The sequence below is a fragment of the Streptomyces sp. NPDC021080 genome (assembly GCF_044333225.1).
GTDB lineage: Bacteria > Actinomycetota > Actinomycetes > Streptomycetales > Streptomycetaceae > Streptomyces.
Window position 1 is genome coordinate 77119 of record NZ_JBIRQM010000014.1, and the last position, 22586, is coordinate 99704.

Consider the following 22586-nt stretch of genomic DNA (forward strand, 5'->3'; position numbering starts at 1 on the left):
ATGGACGATGCCACGCGGGACGCCATCCCGCCGTCCTCCCTGGAAGCGCGGGTGGATGGCGGGTTCGGTCGACCAGCCGGATCAGCCTCCGCAGCCGCTGACCGAGAAGGAGGACACCGCGTTGTCGTAGAGGAACAGAAGTTCCTGCTTCGCGCCCGCCGGAATGCTGAAGTAGTACCCGTCGTAGTCGGCATTGGTCCAGATGCAGACTTGATCGCCGCTGCGGTTCCACACCGAGCCGGCCCGATCGTTCCACGTCCAACCGATGTTGGGGGTGTCCACCGGATAGAGCTGCAGCATGTCCCCGGTGTCGTTGTGGCCGTCGAAGAAGCAGACCATGCCGTTCATACAGGCGTCTTGGGGGTCAGCCGACGCGGTTCCCGGAGCCGCCAGTGCGACGGTGGAGGCGATGGCTGCCGCCACCGCCGCTGTTTTGACTGTCAGTTTCATGAATGTCCTCTCCCGTTGTTGATCGTGGAAGCGCGGTCATGGTCGCCGCGTCCAGCTGTCGTTCCTCGAGGGCATCCGGTCGCGAAACGGGCCCCGCGCACATGTGGTTCACGGAGATGGCATTGGTCGCAATCTCCGGAAAAGGTGGGGCCGTGGCGTTCTCGCGGCTTACGGCCAGACCGACACCGCGCGCCGCCGGTACCCGTCCTGTTCGGCCTGTTCCGCCGAGAACGTGACGCTCTGACCGGCGGTCAGTTCGCGATAGCCTTCGGCCTGGACGACCGAGAAGTGGGCCCACACCGGGTCCGGGAGGTCCTCGGAGACGAGAACTCCCCAGCCCATCTCGCTGTGCCACTCCAGCACGCGGCCGGTGAACACCTCTGCGGACGTGGTGTCGGACATTGCCTGCTCCCTCGTGCGGTGTCGGTGAGCGGGGGAGCGCCGTCCCCGGCCTGCGGAGCCCTCTCCCCCGCCCCGGGCTCCCGCTCCCGGCTCTCCCCCACCGTCGCGTCCCACCACCGACTCGGGTGCCGGGTCCGCGGTACCGGATCAGGTTATGCGGTGTCCCCCGTCCACGTGCAGCACGGTTCCGGTGATGAATCCGTTGTGCATCAGCGCGGAGAACGCCTGCGCGATGTCGTCGGGGGCCCCGACGCGGCGGGCCGGGAGCCGCTCGGCCAGTTCGGCGAAGGCGGCCTGCTTGTCCATGGCGAGCTGGTCCCAGATGGGGGTGTCCACCCAGCCCGGAGAGACCACGTTCACCCGTACCGGGGCCAGTTCGATGGCCAGGCCGTACGCCAGTGACGCGAGCGCGCCGTTGGCCGCGGCCATGATCGTGTTCGCCCCGTTCGGGCGGTACGCGTTGATGCCCGAGGTGTAGGTGATCGAGCCGGTGACCCGTCCGGCCGCGTACTTGGCGACCAACCAGGCACCGAGCAACTTGGTTTCGATGAGAGTCCGTGCGGTCGCGGTGGCGAGGTCGGCGGTCGGGCCGTACACGCCGGTCGCGTCGGCCGCGGTGACCACGACGTGCTCCACTTTCTCGACCCGGGCGAAGAGTTCGGCCACGTCCTCCTCCCGTCCCATGTCGGCCGTGATCGTGCCGATCCTCCCGTGTCCGGGACGCTCCAGTTCCGTCCGGGCCTTCGCGAGCCGGTCCGCCGAGCGGCCGACGATGGTCACATCCGTGCCTTGGGCCAGCAGTGTCCGGGCCAGGGCGAGGCCCATGCCGGAGCCGCCGCCGATGATGATCGTGTCAGTCATGTTCCGAGGCTGCACCGGCGGACCGGTCGCGGGGAGGCCGGATGGTTCCTGGGTGTGCCACGGCCACCCAGGAGCGGGCCGGTCGGTGGCAGACTCGGCTCCGTGAACGCGATGGCGGAGTTCCTCAGGATCCGGCGCGGGCGGATCGGCCCGGCCGACGTCGGACTGCCGACCGGGCCGGGCATCCGGCGCACCCCCGGGCTGCGCCGCGAGGAACTGGCCGCACTGGCCGGGGTGAGCGTGGACTACTACATCCGGATCGAGCAGGGGCGGGAGAGCGCTCCGAGCGACGCGGTACTGGGCGCGCTGGCCCGGGTCCTGCGGCTCACCGCCGACGAGCACGCCCATCTGCTCGGCCTCGCCGACCACGTGGCCGGGCGCACACCACGCCGCCGACCGACCGACCCGCGACCGGCCGGCCCCGGCCTGCGGCTGCTGCTGGAGTCGGTCCGGCCCAGCCCCGCGTACGTACTCGACGAGGTCAACGACGTGCTGGCCGCGAACCCGGAGGGCTTTGCGCTGATGCCCGGGCTCGAAGACTGGCCGCCCGGAGCGCGCAACACGGTCCGGTACACCTTCCTGGACGCGGCCGCGCGGACACTTTTCGCCGACTGGGACCGGGTGACCCGCAACAGCGTCGCGCACCTGCGCACCGCCGAGCTGTCCGCCCCGGGGCGGACGGCCGCGCTGGTCGACGAACTGTCGGCGGCCAGTGGCGAGTTCGCCGCCCTGTGGCGCCGGCACGAGGTGGGGGTCAAGCGGGGCGGCGAGACCGCGTTCCGGCACCCGGTGATCGGTTCGGTCACGCTCGCCAACGAGGTGCTCGGTACCGCCGGTGACGGTCAGCGCCTGCTGGTCTACCAGGCCCCGCCCGGCACGGCCGAGCACGACGCCCTGGTCCTGCTGTCGATGACCGCCGAGGACGTGGGAGCGTCGTGAGCGCGTGGTCGGCGTCCCGATCGGAGTCTGCGCACGACGTTCCCGTACCTCACCGGGCCCCGTCCGGCGTTACCGAAGCCTCGGGGACGCAGGGGGCTATTGGCATGGCCGCTCGCGCTGTCCCTGGCGCGGTGATGGATACGGGGGCGGTGCCTGCGTGCCCCACCACGAGCGGTGCCTGCGTGCCTCACCGCAGGACGGGCGCCTGCGCTGAGCGTGGGCGCGTGCTGCGCCACGCTCCGGGATCCCGGCCGCCGCCCGAGCCGCACTTGCGACGGTCGGAACCTGATCGGCCTCGCCGGGGCGGCGCGGCAGACGCACCGCGCGCCGCGGGTTCGAAACGGCGCCGCTCCGGCTACGCGCAGGCGCGGGCGACGACCCTCGGGATGATGAGATTGTGGAAGGGCTGGATGGCCTTGAAGTACACGTTTCCGGCCCGCCGGTGGTAGAGCACGACCGTGGTGCAGACGCCTTCCAGGCCAGCGGCCCCCTCCCGTACGGCGAATGAGGTGCGAAAGTCCAGGTGCTTGTCGTCGTCGCCGACCAGTACCTCGTCCTCGGAGACCGTCAGGACCCGGAAGGGGCCCAGCCGCGTACCGGGTTCGATCCTGATCTCGTCGCGGGCGACCCGCTCCTGGACGTGCAGCCCGAACGGCGCCATGAGCTTGTCCCGCACGCTCAGCAGCCCGTGCACCCATCCCGGTGTCCCTGCCAGTACCGTGCGGGCGAAGTCCACGGCGGTGGTTCCCGGGGCCAGGTCCACCGCGACCGCGTCCGCGTGATCGCAGCCGCCCAGGCTCGCCACCGCCGCGTCCTTGACCGGCGCGGCGCCCCGGCGCACACGCGCTCCGCTCCCGTGTCCCATGACTCGTCCCCGTCCCTCGCACGCACGGCCACGACTCCTCCGCATGGCCACACCGCCTGCAACCAACCGTACCGCCCGTTCCCGCTCATCCTTTGACCTTATGGACGTGACGTGACAGACAGGGCGTGGACACATCCGTGGCACGGGGGACACCGCGAACGTCCCGCGGCAACAGGCCGGCACAGGGTTGCTCCCGCCGCCCGCATGGCCGGCGGCGAAGGTCATGGGCCGGGAAGGGATTGACGGACGCTCTGGCAACGCGCGCAGACGGATTGCTCCTTCGGGTCCTTCACGGGACCGCTGGGCGCATATCCGCACAGGGCCACGACGGTCTCGCCGAGGTGTCGGCACAGCCGGTAGTCCGTTTCAAGGTCCCGGTCGGCCGCCCGGCGTCATGCCCGGATCGCCGGCAGGTGCACCCGAATCGATCGGAGTGCGGGAGCGTCGTCCCGTAGACGATCGGGACGCGGGAACGCCGTCCCGTTGCCATACTGCTCTGATGATCACCGTGCCCACCGCTGTGCTGGATTCGTTGTACGGGCTCGCGTTCGGCGACGCCTTTGGTGACCGTTGGTTCGGCATTCTGCGCCGGGACGGTCAGGCCGCCCTGGACGCGCGAGTGTTGCCCCCGGAGCCGCTGTGGCAGTGGAGCGACGACACCGCCCAGGCGCTCGTGCTCGTGCGCGAACTCGCCGAGGGCGGCGGGACCGTCGACCAGGACCGTCTCGCCCTGCGCTTCGCCGAGGCCTACGCCGAGGACACGCACCGCGGCTACGGGGCCTCGATGCATGACGTGCTCCGCCGGATCGGCGCGGGCGAGCCCTGGCAGGAGGTGGTCACCGGACAGTTCGGCGGCCAGGGCTCCTGGGGCAACGGCGCGGCCATGCGCGTCGCCCCGCTCGGCGCCTGGCACGCCGCCGACCTCGACGCGGTCGCCGAGCAGGCAGCCCGCCAGAGCGCGGTCTCGCACCACCACCCGGAGGCGGTCGCCGGTGCCATGGCGGTCGCGCTCGCCGCGGCACTGGCCACCCGCAGCCGGGGCGGGCCCGCCCCGGCCCGGCCGGACTTCCTGCGGGCCGTCGCCGAACAACTCCCCGACAGCGACGTCCGCTCGGGGGTGCGCATCGCGGCCCGGATGCCGGAGCGCACCTCGGTCCGGCACGCCGCCGAGGTCCTGGGTTCCGGTTACCGGATGTCGGGTCCCGACACCGTCCCGTACGCCCTGTGGTGCGCGGCGGGGCACCTCGACGACCTGCACGAGGGGCTGTGGTTCACGGTCGCCGGGCGGGGCGACATCGACACCACCTGCGCCATCGCGGGTGGGGTGATCGCCGCCCGCACGGGTGTCGCCGCGCTCCCGCCCGCTTGGCACGCGGCCTGTGAGCCGCTGCCCTCGATCGTGGCGGAGCGGGAACTCCCGGCGCAGTGACGGGGGTTGGAGCGTGGGTCTTGGGGCGGGAGTCTTGGGGCGGGAGTGGCACGGCCCGGGGCCGTAGGCGGCGTTGCCGATGCCGGCCGGGCATCGGCGCGACACCGGCCGCGCCCGCTCTGCGGCCTCCGCCGACCGGCTGACCGATCGGATTCCGCAACCTCCGCCGGCCGGCTGCCCGGTCGGATTCCGTGGCCTCCGCCGGCCGGCTGCCCGGTCGTCTGCGGTTGCGTTCAGCCGGGCTGGAAGAACGCGAGCACCTTCCGGGCGGCGCCCGGAGACGTCAGCAGGTCGTGCATGCGCGCGGACATCCGGGCGGCGGCGCCGGCACGTTCGAACATCTCGCGTTCGTATTCCTTGACGGCGGCGGGGAAGTCGTCCGGGTGCGCGGCCAGCGCGAGAGCGAGCAGGGCGCCGTCGAGCAGAGCCATGTTGGCGCCCTCTCCCACCGGCGGCATCAGGTGCGCGGCATCGCCCACCAGCGTGACGTCGGGCGTCGACGGCCAGGTCAGGCCGGCCGGGAGCGTGGTGATCGCCCGCGGCACGACCGTGTCGTCGCAGGCCGCGATCAGTGCGGTGAACCGTGCGTCCCAGCCGGGGAGCAGGTCGATCAGCCGGGCGCGGGCGGCGGCCGGGTCGTCGAACGGGATCCCGCTGGTGGCGAGCCAGTCCTCGGCGGTGCCGTAGAAGCTCAGGCCGATACGGACGCGGCCGTCGCCGTTGCGCTGCGCCGCCAGGGATATACCGTCGCCGAGGACCCAGTAGGTGCCGCGGCCGACCATCGCGGCGAGGTCGGGGTGCGTGCGGTCGATGTCGGGGATGCCGATCTCGACGGTGTTGTGGCCGAGATGGACCGGGCGTGCGTCGGTGAGCAGCACGCGGACCCGGGACTGCGCGCCGTCCGCGCCGACCAGCAGGTCGTACGTCGCGCTGCGGCCGTCGGCGAAACGGATCAGGCCGTCCTCGGCGGAGGCGAACGCGTGGCCCCAGCGCACCACGCCTTCGGGGAGGGAGTCCAGCAGCAGGTCACGCAGATCGGAGCGGTCGACCTCGGGCCGCAGCAGCGGGGCGTCGTCGGGCGTGTCCTCCTGGAGCAGCAGGGTGCCGTCCGGCTCGAGAAGGCGCATGTCCTGGCCTTCGCCGCGGGCGATCGCGTGGAACCCGTCGATCAGACCGGCCTCGCGCAGCGCGCGTTGGCCGGAGTGGATGTCGAGCATGCCGCCCTGGCCGCGCGCGTCGCGTGACGCTTCACGTTCGTACACGACGCAGTCCATGCCGTTCACGTGCAGCACGCGGGCGAGAGCCAGGCCGCCGAGGCCGGCTCCGACGATGGCAATGGTCATGACTGCCTCCCCTTCGATACACCGTATTGAGCGATACACTGTATCGCCTCGATGCGATGTACTGTAGGCGCCATGTTGGTGTGGGAGAGGCCGGAGCCGCAGGAACGCCCCGCCCCGGTACCGCTGAGCCGGGAGCGGATCGTGCGAGCGGCGGTCGAACTGGCCGACGCGGACGGCCTCGACGCGGTGTCGCTGCGCAAGGTCGCCGCCGCACTGGACGTCCGCCCGATGCGCCTGTACAGCTACATCGCCGGCAAGGAGGAGCTGCTCGACCTCATGGTCGACGCCGCCCACGCCGAGATCCTCCCGACCGGGGACACGTGGCGCGAGGTCCTCCGGTCCAAGGCCGACGCCACCCGGCACACCGTTCACGAACACGAATGGCTCGCCGATCTCCTCGGCGGCCGGCCCCAACTCGGGCCGCACGCACTGGCCAGCGGGGAGGCCGTGGTCGCCGCGATGAAGGGCGTCGACCTGGACGCCGTCATGCCCATGGTCTCCGCGGTCAACGCGTACGTGATCGGCGCGGTGCGCCGGGAGATCGCCGAGCGGCGTGCCGAGCGGGCCACCGGCATGGACGAGAAGCGGTGGCAGGCTGCTCTCGGGCCCTACCTGCAGCGGATGTTCGCCACCGGCCGGTTCCCCGCGCTGGCCACGGTGGTGCGCGATGCCGCCCACCTGGACGCCGACCAGACCTTCCGGACGGGCCTCGACTGCCTGCTCGACGGCATCGAGGCACGCATCTCACGGTGACGCGGGGCCGAACGGTGGCGCCTGCCGGGCCGGGTACGAGATCCACCGCCCCCGGGACGGGTCCGCGGGTGCTCTCGGCGGCAGGACCTGCGCCGGGGCTCCGAGCGGCCCCGGCGGGCGATGCCGTCCGATACGGGCGCCCGCCCACGGAGCGTCAGGGGCGCAGGAACTCCGCGGCGTCCGTGCCCCAGGCGCGCAGGTCGTCGATGTGGTGGGCGACCTTCGTCTGCGCGCCGGGGATGAGAGAAGCCAGCGTTTCGGCGGTCGACAGCGGGTGGCCGGGGTCGCCCGCCCAGGGGAGGATCAGGACCGGCAGCCGCAGCCGCGCCAGTGAGTCCTTGGGGGGCAGGTCCGAGGCGGCGGCCCCGCGCAGGACCGAGGGGAGCAGGTGCTCGTCGACCTCGACCGGGAACGGGAAGCCCGGAGCGTCTCTGTAGGGGGCCGGGACGGGGGCCGCGGCCAGCGCGGTGTCGATGACCGAGGCCCCGTGTTCCTCCACCAGGTCGGCGAGCTGGGTGTAGGCGGCGGCCTGCTGGGGCCGGGTCTCCCAGGCCGTGGGGGGTGCCGTGAGAACGAGGCGGTCGAAGCGGTGAGGGGCCAGTACCGCAGCGTGGAGCAGGGTGGCGGTGCCCAGGGAGAGTCCGATCCCGGCGACCGGCGCATGGGGGGAGATCACGTCGAGGAGGGCGAGCAGGTCGCGGGCGAGGACGGGGAAGCGGAAGTCCTCCGGAGTGGGCGCTCCGGTGGAACGTCCGTGGCCACGCGCGTCGTAACGGACCAGACTCCGACCGGCGGCGGCCACGGGGCTCCAGTCGAAGGCGCCGGAGGACTCGGGGGTCAGGCTGCTGCTGCACAGCGGGTGGGCCCATACGGCGGCCGGTCCGCCGCCTGTCCGGTTCCAGGCGAGACGGGCGCCGGGGACGGCGGTCTCGCTCCGGTCGGGACGGGCGCCGGGGACGGTGGTGTCGCCCCGGAGGGGACGGGCGCCGGGAACGGTGGTCTCGTGCGAGGTGCGCGTGCTGGTTTCATCGAGCATGCGTCGATCATGTGCCCGGTGGGCGGTCGCGTGGCAGGCCGGGTCTCTCCCGGGGAGAGGTTCTCCCCGGCAGAAATCGTGGCAGGGTGAGAGGTGTGGATGGTGATCAGTTGGCGCAGTTTCTGCGCACGAGGCGCGCGGCGGTCCAACCGGCCGATGCCGTAGGGGGTTTGCGCAGGGTGTCGGGGCTGCGCCGTGAGGAGGTCGCCGAGCGCGCCGGCATTTCGCTGGACTACTACACGCGTCTGGAGCAGAACCGCACCAGCAGGCCCTCCGCGCAGGTCGTCGCCGCGCTCGCGACGGCGCTGGAGATGACCGAGCCCCAGCGTGCCCATCTCCACCGTCTCACGGACCATCCCGTGCAGCCGTCACCGTCCCAAGCCCCCGAGGCCGAGCCCGCGTTGCTGCGGGTGCTGGACCAACTGACCTCCGCTCCGGCGCACATCATGACCGACCTGGGCGAAACCCTCGCGCAGAACCCTCTTTCCGTCGCCCTCTTCAAGGACGCGTCGCTGTACACCGGTGCGAGCCGCAGTACGTACTACCGCTGGTTCACCGACCCCACCGCACGCGAGGTGTTCACCGAGGAGACCCGCGAGCAGGAGACCCGTGCCCGCGTGGCCGATCTGCGGGCCACACTGGTGCGCCGGTCCGATGCGGCAGCCCGGGAACTGGTCGCGCTGCTGCGGCGGGAGAGCGGGGAGTTCGAGGACCTGTGGGCCGCGCACGAGGTGTCGGCACGTTTCACGCAACGCAAGCGGGTCATCGGACCTACCGGTGTGCTCGAGCTGTACGCGCAGTTCCTCAGCGCCGGATCGCCCCATCAGATCCTCGTGGTGTTCACTCCGGTCGACGGCACGGACGCGGCCGAACAGCTGGGACGTATCGGCGAATTGTTCGGATCCGTGGCGCGTACGGGCTGACACGTCGGGCGTCTCCTGGCGGCCTGAGCGGGCCCGCGAGCGTGAAGGGCCTTGTGGGTCCGGCTGTTGACGTCCGTGGGGCCGAACTCGGCGGCACGAGCGCCGGGCTGGCTCTTCGCCGCCGTCACGGCGTCGGCGGAGTCGCACATGGCTTCGAGGAGGGCGGCGGGTAGGGTACCTCGGGCAGTTGAGGACGGTTTGGTGAGGACAAAACCGTACGGAAGAAGAAGGCACCGAACCGTTGAGGCAGAGCCGTTGAACGTACCAGGCGTGAAACCGACCGTGACGCATCGTGCCGAGGTGCGCCCTGCCGATGCTCACCCTGCCGAGGCGCACCCCGACGACGCGCATCGTGCCGCGGCGCGCCCTGCCGAGGGACTCGGTGGGAACGAGCCGCCGCTCGCCGCCCGTTGCCGCCGTCCGGCCGACCTGCTGCGCCTGCTCACCGGTGTGCTCGGCATCGCCCTGCTCCTGGCCGTGGCCTGGGGCGCGCACGCCACCACGTCCGGTGTCGAGCACGACGTCTCCCGCAGCACCGCCGCCCACACCTCCCGCCACCTGATCGACTTCCTCGGCTCCCCCGCCAACCTGGCCGTACTCCTCGTTCCGGTCCTGTTCGCCGTCGAACGGCTGGTCAGACGGGACGCCGCGCGGGTGGCGGACGGCGTGCTGGCGGCCGTCCTCGCGCACGGCGCCGCACTCGGCACCGGTCTGTGGGTGACACAGTGCGCGCCTTTCGCCGTCCACGACGCGCTCACCCGGGCCGCGCCCGGCGGCGGCGCCACCGACCCGGTGCACGGCTATGTCGCCCCGGTCATCGCCTTCATGACCGCGGTGGGTACGGCGCGACGCCCTCGCTGGCGGGCGACGTTGTGGACCGTGCTCGCGCTGAACGCGTTCACGACGCTGGCCGGCGGATACACCACGCTGTCCTCCGTCGTACTCACCCTGCTGATCGGCTGGAGCGTGGGCTGCGGCACGCTCTACGCCGTCGGCGCGCCGAACGTACAGCCCACCGCCCTCTCGCTCATGGCAGCACTGCGACGGGCCGGCTTCACGCCGGTCACCGCCCGGCGGTTGGACGCCCCCGAGTCCTCCCCCGCCGAGCGCGGCCGCCGCTACCGCGTCACGTGCCAGGACGGCTCCCCGCTCGACGTCACCGTCGTCGACCGGGAGCAGCAGACGCAGGCCTTCATGCACCATGCCTGGCGCCAGGTACTGATGCGCCCGATCAGCGAGCGCGGCAGCCTGCAGTCCCTGCGTCAGAGGCTGGAGCAGGAGACGCTGCTGGCGTACGCGGCCGTCGCGGCGGGGGCGCGTACCCCGCGGCTGATCGGTGCCTTCGAGCTCGGCCCCGACGCGGTGATGCTCGTGCACGAGCACGTCGAGGCGCGCACCCTGGACCTGCTGGCCGACGAGGAGATCGACGACGGGGTCCTGGACGGGGTCTGGGAGCAGGTGCGCGTCCTCCACGCACGGCGTATCGCGCACCGGCTGCTGACCGGGGACGCGCTGCTGGTGGACGGCTCCGGCACCGTCCTCGTCACCGGGCTGGGCCGCGGCGAGATCGCCGCCGGGGACATCCTGCTGCGGATCGACACGGCCCAGCTGCTGACGACGCTCGCCCTGCGGGTGGGTCCCGAGCGCGCGGTCGCCTCCGCGACGCGGGTGCTGGGCCCCGACGCCGTCGCAGGAAGCCTGCCGATACTCCAGCCGATCGCGCTCAGCCGCTCCACCCGTACAACCCTGCGCCGGCTCGCCGAGGAACGCGCGGAGCGCGAACGCCAGACGCCGACGCGGGCCGCCGGGGCCGTGGACGACGGCACCCCGGAGTACACCCCCGAGGACGATCCCCTCTCCCTCATCCGCCGGCAGGTCCTGCTCGTACGCCCGCTGGCCCCCCTCGCCCCGGCCCGGCTGGAGCGGATCAGACCGCGCACTCTGGTCACGCTCGTCGGCGGGGTCACCGTCGCCTGCTATCTGCTCTCCCAGCTGGTCACACTCGACTTCGGCGCCCTGATCGAGCAGGCGAACTGGACCTGGGCCGTTCTCGCGCTGGCGTTCTCCGCGCTGACCTATGTGGCGGCGGCGATGAGCCTGCTCGGCTTCGTCCCCGAGAAGGTTCCCTTCGGGCAGACCGTCCTGGCCCAGCTCGCCTCGTCGTTCGCGCTGGCCCCTGCGGCCGTCGGCGGCATCGCCCTCAACACTCGTTTCCTGCAGCGCAACCGGGTCAGGCCGGGGTTCGCGGTGGCGAGCGTGGGCGCCTCCCAGCTGGCCGGAGGCGTCGGCCATGTGGTGCTCCTGCTCGCCTTCGGTTATGTGACGGGCACTCAGGACACCGCCCTGCTCTCCCCTTCGAGCGCGACCACGGTGATCGGCGGCCTGCTCGCCGCCACCGTCCTGGCCCTGGCGGTCGCCGCCGTTCCGCAGCTGCGCAGATTCGTCACCACGCGGGTACGGGCCCTGTTCTCGGGGGTCCTGCCGCGCCTGCTCGATCTGCTGCAGCGGCCCGCCAAGCTGATCACCGGCTTCGGCGGCATCCTGCTGCTCAATCTCGCCTACATCGCCTGCCTGGACGCCTCGGTAAGGGCGTTCGGCCACTCGATCGGCTTCGCGCCCCTGGCCTTCGCCTATCTCGTGGGCAGCGCCGCCGGTTCGGCCATCCCCACGCCCGGCGGGATCGGCGGCGTCGAGACGGCACTCGCCAGCGCCCTCACCCTGGCAGGGCTGCCGGCGTCGGCCGCGTTCTCCGCGGTACTGCTCCACCGTCTGCTCACGTTCTGGCTTCCGGTGCTCCCGGGCTGGGTCGCCTTCAGCCACCTGGTCCGCAAGCAGTTGCTCTAGCCCGGGTGTCCGGCATCACGCCGGACCGGCTGGTGACCCGGCCTCTCGTCAGCGCCTGCGACGGCGCCCCTCCGGCCCGGAGCGCAGTGGGGCACCGCGACCTCCTCCGGTCCCCCGCCGAAGGAGGCGCAGATGCCGAACGTCAGGAAGACCGCTGGATCGCCGAGCTCGGTCCCTGTACGGGATCGATCACAGTGGCGGCGATGCGGAACCGTTCGTCCAGGGCGCTCCAGATCTCGTTCAGCAACTCCTCCGCGTCGTCGGCTTTGACGGTGGTCTCGGTGAAGGGCGCGGCGACCGACACGAGCTCACCGTCGGAGGTGTACGTGGTGAGCAGGACGGCTTCGCCGGGCTCCAGGTCCTGGACGGCGAGGGTCATCACGTTGCTGGTCAGGCGCGCCGCACGACTGGGGCGCGCGGCGCCGAACACCGTGGCCCTTCCCCCGTCACGGCTGATCAGGGCTGTGATGCGCGAGGTGCGGATCGGGGGGTCGGGTTCGTACTGGAGGCCGCTGAGCGCGTCCGTGGCGGAGGCTCCACCGCGAAGCCGTTCGGCTACCTGGGACGCCTGCTCGCCGTTGCCGAGCACCAGCCATTCGTCCGTGGCCGTGGCAGCGGCGTAGTGGCGCAGCGGATCGTGCTCACCGGGGGCCAGAGGACCCACCACGAGATCACCGCCGATGAGTCGCATGGCCCGGTCCCGTGAGGCGGGCGAACGCCCTGTGAGGAATTGACGTGCTCCTCGCCCTGAGGGGCGAGGATTCTGGCCTTCCTTGACTGGTTGCCGTGCCGCTACGCGGCACGGTTTCCGGTCGGGAATCCGTGGCTTCCTGTTTCTTCGCGCTGTGCCAGAACGGGTTCTGGTCTTACCGGCACTCCGCAGGCCGATGCCGCCAGTCCGGCGGCCTGTTTGATGTTGAGTGCGGCATTGTGGTCCCGGTCGTGGACAGTGCCGCAGGCGGTGCAGGTCCATTCCCGCACGTTGAGGGGTTTGGGTCCGTCCTTGACGCCGCAGGTGGAGCAGGTCTGGGAGGTCGGTTCGAACCGGCCGATCTTCACCAGGGTGCGCCCGTACCGGGCGGCCTTGTACGCCAGCATGTCCACGAACTGTGCCCAGCCCGCGTCATGCACGCTCTTGGCCAGCCGGGTGCGCGCGAGTCCCTTGACCGCCAGGTCCTCCACACCGATCGCTTGGTTCTCGCGGATCAGCTTCGTGGAAAGTTGGTGGTGGAACTCGCGGCGGGCATCGGCCACCTTGGCGTGGGCGCGGGCGACCTTCAGGCGGGCCTTGGCCCGGTTCTTTGATCCCTTCTGCTTTCGGGACAGCTCCCGCTGGGCCTTCTTCAGCTTCTTCTCCGCCCGGCGCAGGAAGCGCGGGGAGTCGATCTTCGTTCCGTCGGAGAGGACCGCGAAGTGCGTCAGGCCGAGGTCGATGCCGACCGTCTGGCCGGTGTCGGGCATCCGGGCGGCGTCGGCTGCGGGGTCGGTGTCGACGACGAAGGAGGCGAAGTACCGTCCCGCGCTGTCCTTGATCACGGTGACCGAGGTGGGGACGGCGGGCAGGGTGCGAGACCACTTCACCCTCACCGCGCCGATCTTCGGCAGGATCAGCCGCCCACTGCCGGTGATCTTCCAGCGGGCATTGGCGGTGAACCGGATCGACTGCCGGGCGTCCTTGCGGGACTTGAAGCGGGGCGCACCCAGCCTGGGGCCCTTGCGGGCTCCCTTGAGGGAAGCGAAGAAGTTGCGGTAGGCGGCCTCGGCGTCCCGCAGGGACTGCTGCAGCACCACTGCGGACACCTCGCCCAGCCAGCACCGCTCCTTTGTCCGTTTCGCCTCGGTGATCAGCTTCCGGGACAGCTCACCCGCCGCCGGGAACGCCAGCCCCGCCTTCCGGGCGTCCTCACGGACGCTGACCGCGTCGTTGAACACGACCCGCGCGCACCCGAACGCCCTCGCCAACGCGGTCCGCTGACCGGCGTCCGGGTACAGACGAAAGCTGTACCGAAGCTGCACGGTGATCACACTAGGCATATCGAACCTGCGACGTCACCGGGAACACACAAACGATCCGTCACCGTCACCGTCACCGTCACCGTCACCGTCACCGTCACCGTCACCGTCACCGTCACCGGGCAGAGTCCGGCTCCGCCGGAACGCCACCGCGACGCTCCGCGTCGCCACCACAAGATTCGCTTCACCCCCGGCCTGAAGGCCGGAGCACTGTGAATGAATCCCTGTAGCGGCGAACTGCCCTTTAGAATCTGCCCGTTGACCCCTCCTTGTACCGGTGCCTGGCTTCTCGTCCGGAATCCGGCGCCTGTTCCACCGACTTGACCGCACGTCCGACGATCAAGGAGCACAGGATGCAGGACCGGCCCGAGGACGGCCCGGCGCAGCCCCAGGCGCAGACGCCGTCTCCATCCGGACCCACCGCCCCACCCGCACCCACACCCCAACCACAGGGACATCAGCAGCCGTTACCGGCGCCAAGACCCGAACCCGCTCCGGAACCGGCCCCGGGTCCGAACCAGGTGCCGACGTCGGTGTCGACACCGGCACCGGCACCGGCGAGCGGCTACGGGGCGCCCTCGCCTGTCTATCCTCCGGCGCAGCAGTACGCGTACGGGCAGCCGCCGGGCTTCCCCCCGCCGACCGTCGGCAAGGGCGCCGCGGGGCGTGCGGTGCTGTGGGCGGTGGTCGGTGCGGTGGCCGCCTCCGCGCTGTGGGCCGCGGGCATCCTCCTGCTCGGCCCCCTGGACGACAGAGCGGACCTCGCGGGGTACCGGGCCAAGGCCAATCTCTGTTCCTCGGTCGACTACAGCGCCCTGCGCACCGAGTACACGGAGCAGGACAGCTCTCCCACGCACAACTCGCTGAAGCACAAGGCGATCGACCAGAGTTCCTGCAGCATCTCCCTGAAGACGGGGTCCAGTTCCTCCTACGCCGACGCGTACCTCTCGGTGGAGATGGATCTGCACAAGAAGACCGATCCCGCCCCCGAGTTCACGGCCGTGTGGTCCCAGTACGACCAGCGCTACCAGGACTACGAGGTGCAGAAGGTGTCCGGGTTCGGCGATGAGGCCTATCTCGTGACCGAGGACACCACGTCCGGCACGGGAACCAGCGGCAGCCGGGCGGTGACCCTCGCGGTGCGCGACGGCTGGATGACGTACCAGATGAGCTGGAGCGTCTACACGTCCTCCTACGAGACGACCACTCCGCCCGAGGTCAGCGAGGTTTCACGGTGGGTGAAGACCGACACCCGCTCGACGCTGGAGAACCTCCGGTCCGACTGACCCTTCGGTGAGGCCGGGCCCTGCCGGTGCGTCGTCCCGGCAGGGCTCGGAAGGCCCCGGCAACTGATCCCTTCGAGGCGGAGCGCGGGTGTCGGCGCCGCCCTGTGACAGGGATCAGGCGCCAGTGGTGTGCTTGGTGCGCCAGGTGTTCTTCTTGGACGCGTTTCCGCATGTCTCCATGGAGCACCAGCGCCGGTTGCCGGGACGGGACGTGTCCAGGAACCAGGCGGCGCACCGGGGTCCGGAGCAGGCGCGTACCTGGGCCAGGGCGGGGGACGTGGCCAGCGTGACGGCGTCGCGGGCGATGTCCGCCAGGACCGCGCCGACCGGGTCCTTCGCCCCGTGGACCGCCGTGCCCGTCGCGTCGAGACGCACGGTGGGAGTCGCTTCCGCGGCGATGGTGTTCAGCAGTTCGCGTTCGCGCGGGGGGCAGGCGGCCGACCCGCCGTCGCCGCGAGCGGCCGTGAGCAGGGTATGGACTGCTTCACGCAGGGCCCGCGCCCGCCGGAGGACAGCCGGTGCCGGAACCGGGACGACCATGTCGGCCGGATAGGGCCCCAGTTGAGCCACCCAGTCGGCCAGGTCCTGAGCGGTGGCCAGTTCCTCGGTGGCTTCGTCGGTGCCGCGCAGCCGCAGGGTGCGCATGAAGTCGAGGCACAGCCGGCCCGCGCCGCTGCGGAACCGCGCCGTCGCCGGTTCGGGGGTGGGTGCCATGAGAACCACCTTACCCCGGAACCGGTTTGACTGGTACGTTCAAGGAACCGGTTTAACCAGTTCCTCGTGGCGGCACTCCGCCCCGCCCCGATTCCCTTTCCCTTCCGCCCCCTTCATGGCCGAGGTGCGCGTGATACCCGACAGTTCTGCTCCTTCCTCCCCCTCTCCCCCGGTCCCGGGCCGGCCGCTGCTCCTGCTTCTGGCCGTCACCTGCGGCGTCACGGTGGCCAACGTCTACTTCCCGCAGGCAGTCAGCCCGCTGATCGCCGACGGCCTGCACGTGCCCTCCTCCTCAGCGGCCCTGGTGGTCACCTGCGCCCAACTCGGCTACGCGGCGGGCATCTTCCTGCTGGTGCCGCTCGGCGACCGGATGCGCCCCCGCAGCCTCGTCACCACCCTGCTGCTCATCACCTGCGCGGGACTCCTCCTGGCCGCGACAGCCACCCGCCTGCCCGTCCTGGCCGCCGCCGGCGCTCTGGTCGGCCTGACCACCGTGGTCCCGCAGATCCTCATCCCCATGGCCGCGGGCCTGAGTTCGCCGCAACGGCGCGGCGCCGTGACCGGCACGCTGCTCTCCGGCCTGATCGGCGGCATCCTGCTCGCCCGCACGTTCTCCGGCGTCCTCGGACAGTGGCTCGGCTGGCGCGCTCCCTACCTGGCCGCCGCCGCCCTGGCCCTGCTCCTGGCCCCCGTGATGGCGGTGGCACTGCCTCGCACCGCACCGAGCACCGATCAGCCCTACCCGAAGCTTCTCGCGGCCCCTGTCCGCCTGCTGCGCACCGAGCCGCTGCTGCGGCGCTCCTGCCAGTACCAGGTGCTCGTGTTCGCCGCGTTCAGCGCCGCCTGGACCGCGCTGGCGCTGTTCGTCACCGGCCCGCGGTACCACCTGGGCACTCCGGCGGTCGGCGTCATCGCGCTCGTCGGCGCGGCCGGCATGCTCGCCACCCCGATCGCGGGCCGGCGCACCGACCGGGACGGCCCCGACGCCGTCAGCCTCGTCTGCCTGACCGGCACCGTCACGGCCGGGGTGCTCCTGATGGCCGGGAACCTGGGCGGACCCGTCGGACTCGTCGGCCTGGCAGCGGGCATGCTGCTGCTCGACGTGGCCATGCAGTCGGGCCAGGTGGCCAACCAGGCCCGCATCTTCGCCCTGCGCCCCGAGGCCCGCGCCCGCCTCAACACCGCGTACATGACCTGCGCGTTCCTGGGCGGCAGTGCCGGCTCATGGCTCGGCGTCCGCGCCTACTCCGCCTTCGGCTGGGACGGAGTGTGTGCGCTGGTCACGGTCCTCGCCGGCCTGGCCCTGCTCCGCCACGTCCTGCGCGACCGGCCCGGCCGGGTATCCACCGCGAACACGGCCCAGCGGACCTCGGAGCCGTCCGGGGACACGGCCCCACAGACCTCCCCGCCGTCCGGGGGCACGGACCGCGGGGAGGTGGAAGCCGGCCGCGGGCGGTGACCGCGGCCGGCGCCGGGGCCGTCCGGCACGTCGGGGGACGGACACGACGGGAATCGGTCCTGCACCAGCGTCACGGCCCCGGCCCGGCCGGCACCGTGGCCCGTCGGCTTCCCGCGGACGCGGGAGACGGTGCGGTCGACCAGGCCGCACTCCAGCAGGTCGAAGCCGCGTCACTCATCCGGGCCGGACGACAGCCCGCGGCTTCGGCGATCGGCCACCCGGCATACGTCCGTGGGCCGGGATCCGCCGACCACGACGTGCTCCGCGACCCCCTGGACGCCTCACGGCTCCCGACGCCGCCCGTCGACCATGCCGTCCGCGCCCCGCACCCCACACCCCGCCGACCGCTCACCGCGAGCTGCGAGACATCACAGGCTCTTCCACTCCTGCGCCGCCCGGGCCAGGTGTTCCCATACGGCGGCAAGGGCCGGGCTCGCCGGCGTGTCGCGGCGGGACGCCAGGTACAGCGTGTTCAACGGCTCGACCTCCGGCCGGTGCATCTGCACCACCTGGCCCGCGGCCAGGGCCGGAGCGGCGACATAGCGGGGCAGCACGGAGATGCCCATGCCGGACACCACCGCGGTCAGTACGGCGCGCAGGTCCGGGACGACGACCGCGACCTGGTTGGGCGGCCGCCGCCCGAACTCGCTGAGCCAGTACCGCCGGATGATCGGAAGATCGGCCGCGTAGGCCACCAGCGGCATGGGGGCCAGCGCGGCGACCGGGTCGGTGGCCAGCCGCTCCTGGTCCACGGCGTGCGCCAGCGCGGGCGGCCCCACGAGCACGAACTCCTCGTCCACCAGCGGCGTCACCGACAGCTCCTCCTGCCGGGGGCGGACGGCGGAGACCACCAGGTCCAGCCGTGCCGCCGTCAGCGCCGTCAGGAGTTCGCCGGCCAGACCCAGCGTCACCCGGATCCGCAGTCCACGGGCCGACAGCGGCGCCAGAGCGGGAAGCACCTGCAGGGACATCACCTCGGCCGCTCCGCCGAGATGGACCGTGCCCTGCAGCATGCGCTCCTCCCCCGAAGGAGCGAGCGCGGTGCGCAGCCCGTCGACGTGCAGCCCGACACGGGCGGCCAGCGCCGCCGCCCGGGGCGTCGGCCGGGCTCCTTTGCTCGACCGGACGAACAGGGGCTCGCCGAGTTGCTCCTCGAGGCGGGCCAGCTGCCCGGTGACCGCCGGCTGGCTCACCCCCAGCCGCTCGGCCGCCGCGGACAGCGACCCGGTGCGGTAGATCTCCAGGAACGTCGCCAGCAGGTCCAGGCCGGGCAAGGTCGCCTCCGTCCATCACGGAGCTTATGGGGTGCTCCGATCGGTCGAATCCTAGTGATGGACCCGGGCGACAGTGCGCAGCCACCGGCCCGGCGACGCCGCTCAAGGCCGTACGACGCAGTACAACGCCATGCGACACCGTACTGCGCTGTTCTGCCACATCCACGGGCTGCGGGCCACTCCCGATCCATAAGCCTTCTTATGGCCTGGAGAGGCGGCAGGGCATTCCTGTGATGAATCCTGAGGTTGTCCCGAGTACGGCGGTCCTGCGGTTCCACGGGCCGCGAGCACCGCCTTCCCACGTCGTCCCACAGATAAGAACAGGCCATTTCGATGCCGAAGATCCTGATGATCGTCTCTGCCGCCGACCACTTGACCCTGGCCGACGGATCCACCCATCCGACCGGCTTCTGGGCCGAAGAGGTCGCCGCCTCCCACAAGGTGCTGCGCGCCGCCGGAGCGCAGGTGGACTTCGCCACCCCCGGCGCCGTCCGCCCCACGGTCGACGCCCTGAGCCTCGACGCCCGCGGCGGCGTGTCCGAGGCCGACGCCCAGGAGTTCCGCACCTACCTCGACGGCATCGACGACCAGCTCTCCAACCCGCTGCCGCTGGCGGAAGTACAGCTGAGCGACTACGACGCGATCTACCTCCCCGGCGGCCACGCGCCGATGGCCGACCTCGCCACCGACGCGGATCTCGGCCGGCTCCTGAACGAGGCCGACGCCCAGGGCACGATCGTCGCCGCCCTGTGCCACGGCGTCGCCGCCCTGCTGAGCGCCACCACCGCCGACGGCGGCTTCACGTTCGCGGGCCGCTCCCTCACCTCCTTCGCCGACGAGGAGGAGCGCCAGGGAGGCCTCGGCGACAACACCCCCTTCTACCTGGAGAGCCTGCTGCGCGAGCGCGGGGCCGAGGTCGAGACCGGGGCGCCGTGGAGCAGCACGGTCGTCGTGGACGGCCCTCTGGTCACCGGGCAGAACCCCCAGTCCAGCACCGCCACCGCCGAAGCCACGCTGAAGGCACTGGCCGACCGCTGAGCCGTACCGGGACACCGGGACACCGGCCGAACCCGCCGGAGCCGACGACCGCCGCAGGGACGCGACACGCCCCTGCGGCGGTCCTCCCGTTCCGGCGACGGTTCGGGACGGACACGCCGCACCACGACCTTTCACGACCGTCCGGACACACGCCCGAGCACGCCCTCCCGCCCCCACCGAACCCAGAGTTGAACATGTTCAAAAAATAGGGCTAGGGTGATGCCAGGCTGATCCGAGGGGGATTCGATGAAGGTTGTGCTGCCCGGAGGAACCGGACAGGTGGGCACGATCCTCGACCGCGCGCTGACGGCCGCCGGGCACGAGGTCACGGTGGTCACCCGGCACCCCGTACGAGCGCATCACATCGAATGGGACGGCGCCACGCCCGGCCGGTGGGCCGAGGCGATCGACGGCTGCGACGCCGTGATCAACCTGGCCGGACGCAGCGTCTCCTGCCGTTACACCGCCGAGAACCTGCGCGCCATGATGGATTCCCGGGTGGATTCGACCCGGGTCGTCGGCGAGGCGATCGCCGCCGCCGCGCGGCCACCGCGCGTCTGGCTGCAGATGAGCACGGCGACCGTCTACGCCCACCGCTTCGACGCGGCACACGACGAGGCGACCGGCGTGATCGGCGGCTCGGAGGCCGGCGTACCCGACTACTGGGCCTACAGCGTCGAGATCGCGAAGAACTGGGAGCGGGCGCAGGCCGAGGCGCCGACTCCGGCAACCCGCAAGGTGGCCCTGCGCTCGGCCATGGTCATGAGCCCGGACCGGGGCGGCGTGTTCGACGTGCTGTCGTCGCTGGCGCGGTTGGGGCTGGGCGGCCCGGTGGCCGGCGGGGCGCAGTACGTCTCCTGGATCCACGACGAGGACTTCGTGCGGGCGGTGGAGTTCCTGATCGCCCGGGACGACCTCGACGGGCCGGTGAACCTCGCCGCCCCCGGCCCTCTGCCGCAGCGCGCTTTCATGCGGGCGCTGCGCACCGCCTGGCGTGTTCCGGTGGGGCTGCCGGCGACACGCCGCATGGCCGAGCTCGGAGCGTTCGCGCTGCGCTCGGACACCGAACTGCTGCTCAAAAGCCGCCGCGTGGTGCCGGGCCGGCTGCACGCGGCCGGGTTCGACTTCACCCACCCCGAGTGGGACGACGCCGCCGCATCCCTCGTACGGCGAGCCAGGGAGGCCCGTGCGACATCGGGGCGGACCCGCGAACGGGACCGCATCGGGTAAAGCCCTGCCCACGGACGACGGTTGGACGAACCGATGGCTGGACGGACCGATCGCCGGGTGGACGGATGACTGGGCGAACGGATGGATGCCCGGACGGACAGCTGTATGGACGGGCAGCCGGGCAGCCTGTTGGGCGAAAGCGCCCTCCAAGTCCGCTTCCGTGGAGGAGTGTTGACGATCGTTCAAGGCGGAACAAGGGACCGCGAAGAGGATCGTCCGGTGTCGCGTCCGGCCAGTCGGCGCGGCGCCGACGGAGCGTTGTCAGTGGCGATCGTCATCATGAGCAGATGGCCAACCCGAACCTCACCGACGGCAGTGTCTGGCGACTCCACCACGACGGGCGGGAGATCGCCCGACTGACCGTGACCGGCGCAGACATGCCCTGGACGCACGCCGCATTCGAAGCGCTTCCCGGCTTCGAAGAGTTCCGCCCCCTGTTCGCCGAGCAGGAGCGGGCCGTCGACGAGGAGGACTGGGACCGGGTCGACGCCTGCTGCACCCGGATCCGCGATGCGCTCACCCTGACGTTTCCGGACGGCGGCCCGGTCGCCGAGTTCACCCTGCACATCCACGACGACGGCACCGCCGGCTGGCGCTGGTACGACAAACCCTTCGACGAGGCGGACCGGTGAGGCGCCGCCTCCGCCGCCTCTCCTCCGGGACAAGGAACCCGAACCCGCCTGGTTCTGCTTCGAGTTCGGCAGCGAAGGGTGCGCCGTCGGCAGGGCGAGTCGCCGGAGTCCGAAAGCGCCGGCACAGTCGTGCGCCGCACCTCGTGGGCCGGGCGCGGCCCTGCCGAGCAGTGGAATGAGGGCGGACACTCGGGATACGAACGCGCCCTTGCGGCCCGTCAGCCCAGCCAACCCCGCCAGCGGGCGTGGATCGGCGCGCACTCCCCCGACGCCCTCGCCTTCTCCGCCCGCCGATCCAGGTATGCCTTGCCCGCAGGCGTGATCGCACCAGATCCACTGACGTACTTGCTCGGCCCCATCAGGAGAACCGGATCGGCGCACGGCGGCACCACCGGACGAGTGGCCCACCAGCCGAACCCCGCCACCAGCACCACGACAGCCCCTGCCACGGCACGCCGACGCGGGCGCCGCCTGCGCGGTGGCCACTCGGTCCAATGGACAATCATGCGGCGAGGGCAGCCCTCGTACGGCACCGGCCCCCTGCCGGGAAGCCGACGGTGCGAGAAGGCGCTCCATGACGACTTGAAGAGCACCGGCCGGGCAGCAGAACTGGCGCAAGGTCGGGGGTGGTTGGTCCGTTCCTGACGGCGAGCGACGGATCTGTGCCACCTGCGGTACGCCGGTCCGCTCGTACAGGTATCGGTTCCATCCGCCCGAGTCCTCCCTCTACGAGCGCTGCGTCGGGCTCGCCTGGTGCTCCGGCTGCCGGATCTACTCCGGCAACATGGTGCATGTACCGCGGAAGCGAGTTCTGCACGACACCCTTGTCGGTCTCCCCCCTGAGCAACGGGAGTGGCTTCGTGGCAGGGAAGCGGAATTGGTGGACTTCCTTGACCGCCGGGCTCGAGGCGGCTCGCGTTAGCGGTCACAACTGTGCTGTCACGGCGTGGCGTTCGTCGCCCTCGGCCGTGTCACACGACCCTGCGGTGGTCGGTCCGCGTCATCCATGGCTGTCTGTCCGCCCCGCGAAGGCACCGGCATCCCAGGCCGAAAAAGATCGGCCGGAATCGTAGCTGACAGCAGGATTCTCGATCG

The 22586-nt window shown here is 71.7% G+C and carries 21 protein-coding genes; 10 read left to right on the forward strand and 11 right to left on the reverse strand.

Translation table 11 applies throughout. The features are described from left to right. Window positions 1–81 precede the first annotated feature (81 nt). The 3 genes from ACH4S8_RS31085 to ACH4S8_RS31095 form a co-directional block, all read right to left on the reverse strand. Window positions 82–450, reverse strand: coding sequence for a peptidase inhibitor family I36 protein (locus ACH4S8_RS31085; RefSeq protein ID WP_398399893.1), 369 nt, complete (start codon window positions 448–450; stop codon window positions 82–84). Window positions 451–618: 168 nt separating this feature from the next. Continuing rightward, the gene (locus ACH4S8_RS31090) at window positions 619–852 is read right to left on the reverse strand and encodes a cold-shock protein (protein ID WP_398399895.1); all 234 of its coding nucleotides are present in this window, start codon (window positions 850–852) and stop codon (window positions 619–621) included. A 147-nt stretch (window positions 853–999) separates the two neighbouring features. Next, window positions 1000–1713 (reverse strand): SDR family oxidoreductase, encoded by a 714-nt coding sequence (locus ACH4S8_RS31095; RefSeq protein WP_398399897.1) that lies wholly within the window; start codon window positions 1711–1713, stop codon window positions 1000–1002. 111 nt (window positions 1714–1824) lie between these two features. Between ACH4S8_RS31095 and ACH4S8_RS31100 the strand changes: the two genes are divergently transcribed. After that, window positions 1825–2652: a helix-turn-helix domain-containing protein gene (locus ACH4S8_RS31100; RefSeq protein WP_398400253.1), complete on the forward strand. Its 828-nt coding sequence runs from the start codon at window positions 1825–1827 to the stop codon at window positions 2650–2652. A 355-nt stretch (window positions 2653–3007) separates the two neighbouring features. Here the strand turns inward: ACH4S8_RS31100 and ACH4S8_RS31105 are convergent, their stop codons facing one another. Together ACH4S8_RS31105 and ACH4S8_RS31110 are read right to left on the reverse strand one after the other, a co-directional pair. Further along, the gene (locus ACH4S8_RS31105; RefSeq protein WP_398399899.1) at window positions 3008–3517 is read right to left on the reverse strand and encodes a DUF2867 domain-containing protein; all 510 of its coding nucleotides are present in this window, start codon (window positions 3515–3517) and stop codon (window positions 3008–3010) included. Window positions 3518–3738: 221 nt separating this feature from the next. Further along, window positions 3739–3843 carry a hypothetical protein gene (locus ACH4S8_RS31110; RefSeq protein WP_398399901.1) on the reverse strand — a complete coding sequence of 35 codons (105 nt, stop codon included), beginning with the start codon at window positions 3841–3843 and terminating at the stop codon, window positions 3739–3741. A gap of 173 nt (window positions 3844–4016) precedes the next feature. Here ACH4S8_RS31110 and ACH4S8_RS31115 point away from each other — a divergent pair, with 173 nt between their 5' ends. Next, the gene (locus tag ACH4S8_RS31115; RefSeq protein WP_398399903.1) at window positions 4017–4946 is read left to right on the forward strand and encodes an ADP-ribosylglycohydrolase family protein; all 930 of its coding nucleotides are present in this window, start codon (window positions 4017–4019) and stop codon (window positions 4944–4946) included. Between the two features lie 233 nt (window positions 4947–5179). Here ACH4S8_RS31115 and ACH4S8_RS31120 read toward each other — a convergent pair whose 3' ends face one another. After that, window positions 5180–6289 carry an FAD-dependent oxidoreductase gene (locus ACH4S8_RS31120; RefSeq protein WP_398399905.1) on the reverse strand — a complete coding sequence of 370 codons (1110 nt, stop codon included), beginning with the start codon at window positions 6287–6289 and terminating at the stop codon, window positions 5180–5182. 72 nt (window positions 6290–6361) lie between these two features. Here ACH4S8_RS31120 and ACH4S8_RS31125 point away from each other — a divergent pair, with 72 nt between their 5' ends. Beyond that, complete coding sequence (locus tag ACH4S8_RS31125) at window positions 6362–7042, forward strand: TetR/AcrR family transcriptional regulator (RefSeq protein ID WP_398399907.1); 681 nt, start codon at window positions 6362–6364, stop codon at window positions 7040–7042. 154 nt (window positions 7043–7196) lie between these two features. Here ACH4S8_RS31125 and ACH4S8_RS31130 read toward each other — a convergent pair whose 3' ends face one another. Next, a complete protein-coding gene (locus ACH4S8_RS31130) occupies window positions 7197–8078 on the reverse strand; it encodes an alpha/beta fold hydrolase (RefSeq protein ID WP_398399909.1) in 882 nt (293 codons plus the stop codon). Window positions 8079–8173: 95 nt separating this feature from the next. On the opposite strand from ACH4S8_RS31130, the gene ACH4S8_RS31135 reads away from it, so the two are divergent. Both ACH4S8_RS31135 and ACH4S8_RS31140 read left to right on the forward strand, forming a co-directional pair. Beyond that, window positions 8174–9001: a helix-turn-helix transcriptional regulator gene (locus ACH4S8_RS31135; protein ID WP_398399911.1), complete on the forward strand. Its 828-nt coding sequence runs from the start codon at window positions 8174–8176 to the stop codon at window positions 8999–9001. Window positions 9002–9148: 147 nt separating this feature from the next. Beyond that, window positions 9149–11845 (forward strand): lysylphosphatidylglycerol synthase domain-containing protein, encoded by a 2697-nt coding sequence (locus ACH4S8_RS31140; RefSeq protein ID WP_398399913.1) that lies wholly within the window; start codon window positions 9149–9151, stop codon window positions 11843–11845. A gap of 142 nt (window positions 11846–11987) precedes the next feature. Here the strand turns inward: ACH4S8_RS31140 and ACH4S8_RS31145 are convergent, their stop codons facing one another. Further along, window positions 11988–12734 carry an IMP cyclohydrolase gene (locus tag ACH4S8_RS31145; protein ID WP_398400256.1) on the reverse strand — a complete coding sequence of 249 codons (747 nt, stop codon included), beginning with the start codon at window positions 12732–12734 and terminating at the stop codon, window positions 11988–11990. Continuing rightward, window positions 12638–13861: an RNA-guided endonuclease InsQ/TnpB family protein gene (locus ACH4S8_RS31150; protein WP_398399915.1), complete on the reverse strand. Its 1224-nt coding sequence runs from the start codon at window positions 13859–13861 to the stop codon at window positions 12638–12640. The genes ACH4S8_RS31145 and ACH4S8_RS31150 overlap by 97 nt, the downstream gene beginning before the upstream one ends. A gap of 530 nt (window positions 13862–14391) precedes the next feature. Between ACH4S8_RS31150 and ACH4S8_RS31155 the strand changes: the two genes are divergently transcribed. Then, window positions 14392–15144, forward strand: coding sequence for a hypothetical protein (locus ACH4S8_RS31155; RefSeq protein ID WP_398399917.1), 753 nt, complete (start codon window positions 14392–14394; stop codon window positions 15142–15144). A gap of 114 nt (window positions 15145–15258) precedes the next feature. Here the strand turns inward: ACH4S8_RS31155 and ACH4S8_RS31160 are convergent, their stop codons facing one another. Next, a complete protein-coding gene (locus tag ACH4S8_RS31160) occupies window positions 15259–15858 on the reverse strand; it encodes a CGNR zinc finger domain-containing protein (protein ID WP_398399919.1) in 600 nt (199 codons plus the stop codon). A 115-nt stretch (window positions 15859–15973) separates the two neighbouring features. Here ACH4S8_RS31160 and ACH4S8_RS31165 point away from each other — a divergent pair, with 115 nt between their 5' ends. Further along, entirely contained in the window at window positions 15974–17317 is a 1344-nt protein-coding gene (locus tag ACH4S8_RS31165) for an MFS transporter (RefSeq protein ID WP_398399921.1), read from the forward strand. Between the two features lie 368 nt (window positions 17318–17685). On the opposite strand, the gene ACH4S8_RS31170 is transcribed toward ACH4S8_RS31165, so the two are convergent. After that, on the reverse strand, window positions 17686–18591 hold the full coding sequence (locus tag ACH4S8_RS31170; protein WP_398399923.1) for a LysR family transcriptional regulator: 906 nt from the start codon (window positions 18589–18591) through the stop codon (window positions 17686–17688). Window positions 18592–18924: 333 nt separating this feature from the next. Here ACH4S8_RS31170 and ACH4S8_RS31175 point away from each other — a divergent pair, with 333 nt between their 5' ends. The 3 genes from ACH4S8_RS31175 (at window position 18925) to ACH4S8_RS31185 (ending at window position 21491) form a co-directional block, all read left to right on the forward strand. After that, complete coding sequence (locus tag ACH4S8_RS31175) at window positions 18925–19629, forward strand: type 1 glutamine amidotransferase domain-containing protein (protein ID WP_398399925.1); 705 nt, start codon at window positions 18925–18927, stop codon at window positions 19627–19629. Between the two features lie 246 nt (window positions 19630–19875). Further along, window positions 19876–20859 carry a TIGR01777 family oxidoreductase gene (locus ACH4S8_RS31180; protein ID WP_398399927.1) on the forward strand — a complete coding sequence of 328 codons (984 nt, stop codon included), beginning with the start codon at window positions 19876–19878 and terminating at the stop codon, window positions 20857–20859. A gap of 287 nt (window positions 20860–21146) precedes the next feature. Further along, entirely contained in the window at window positions 21147–21491 is a 345-nt protein-coding gene (locus tag ACH4S8_RS31185) for a hypothetical protein (protein WP_398399929.1), read from the forward strand. The last annotated feature ends 1095 nt before the right edge of the window (window positions 21492–22586 follow it).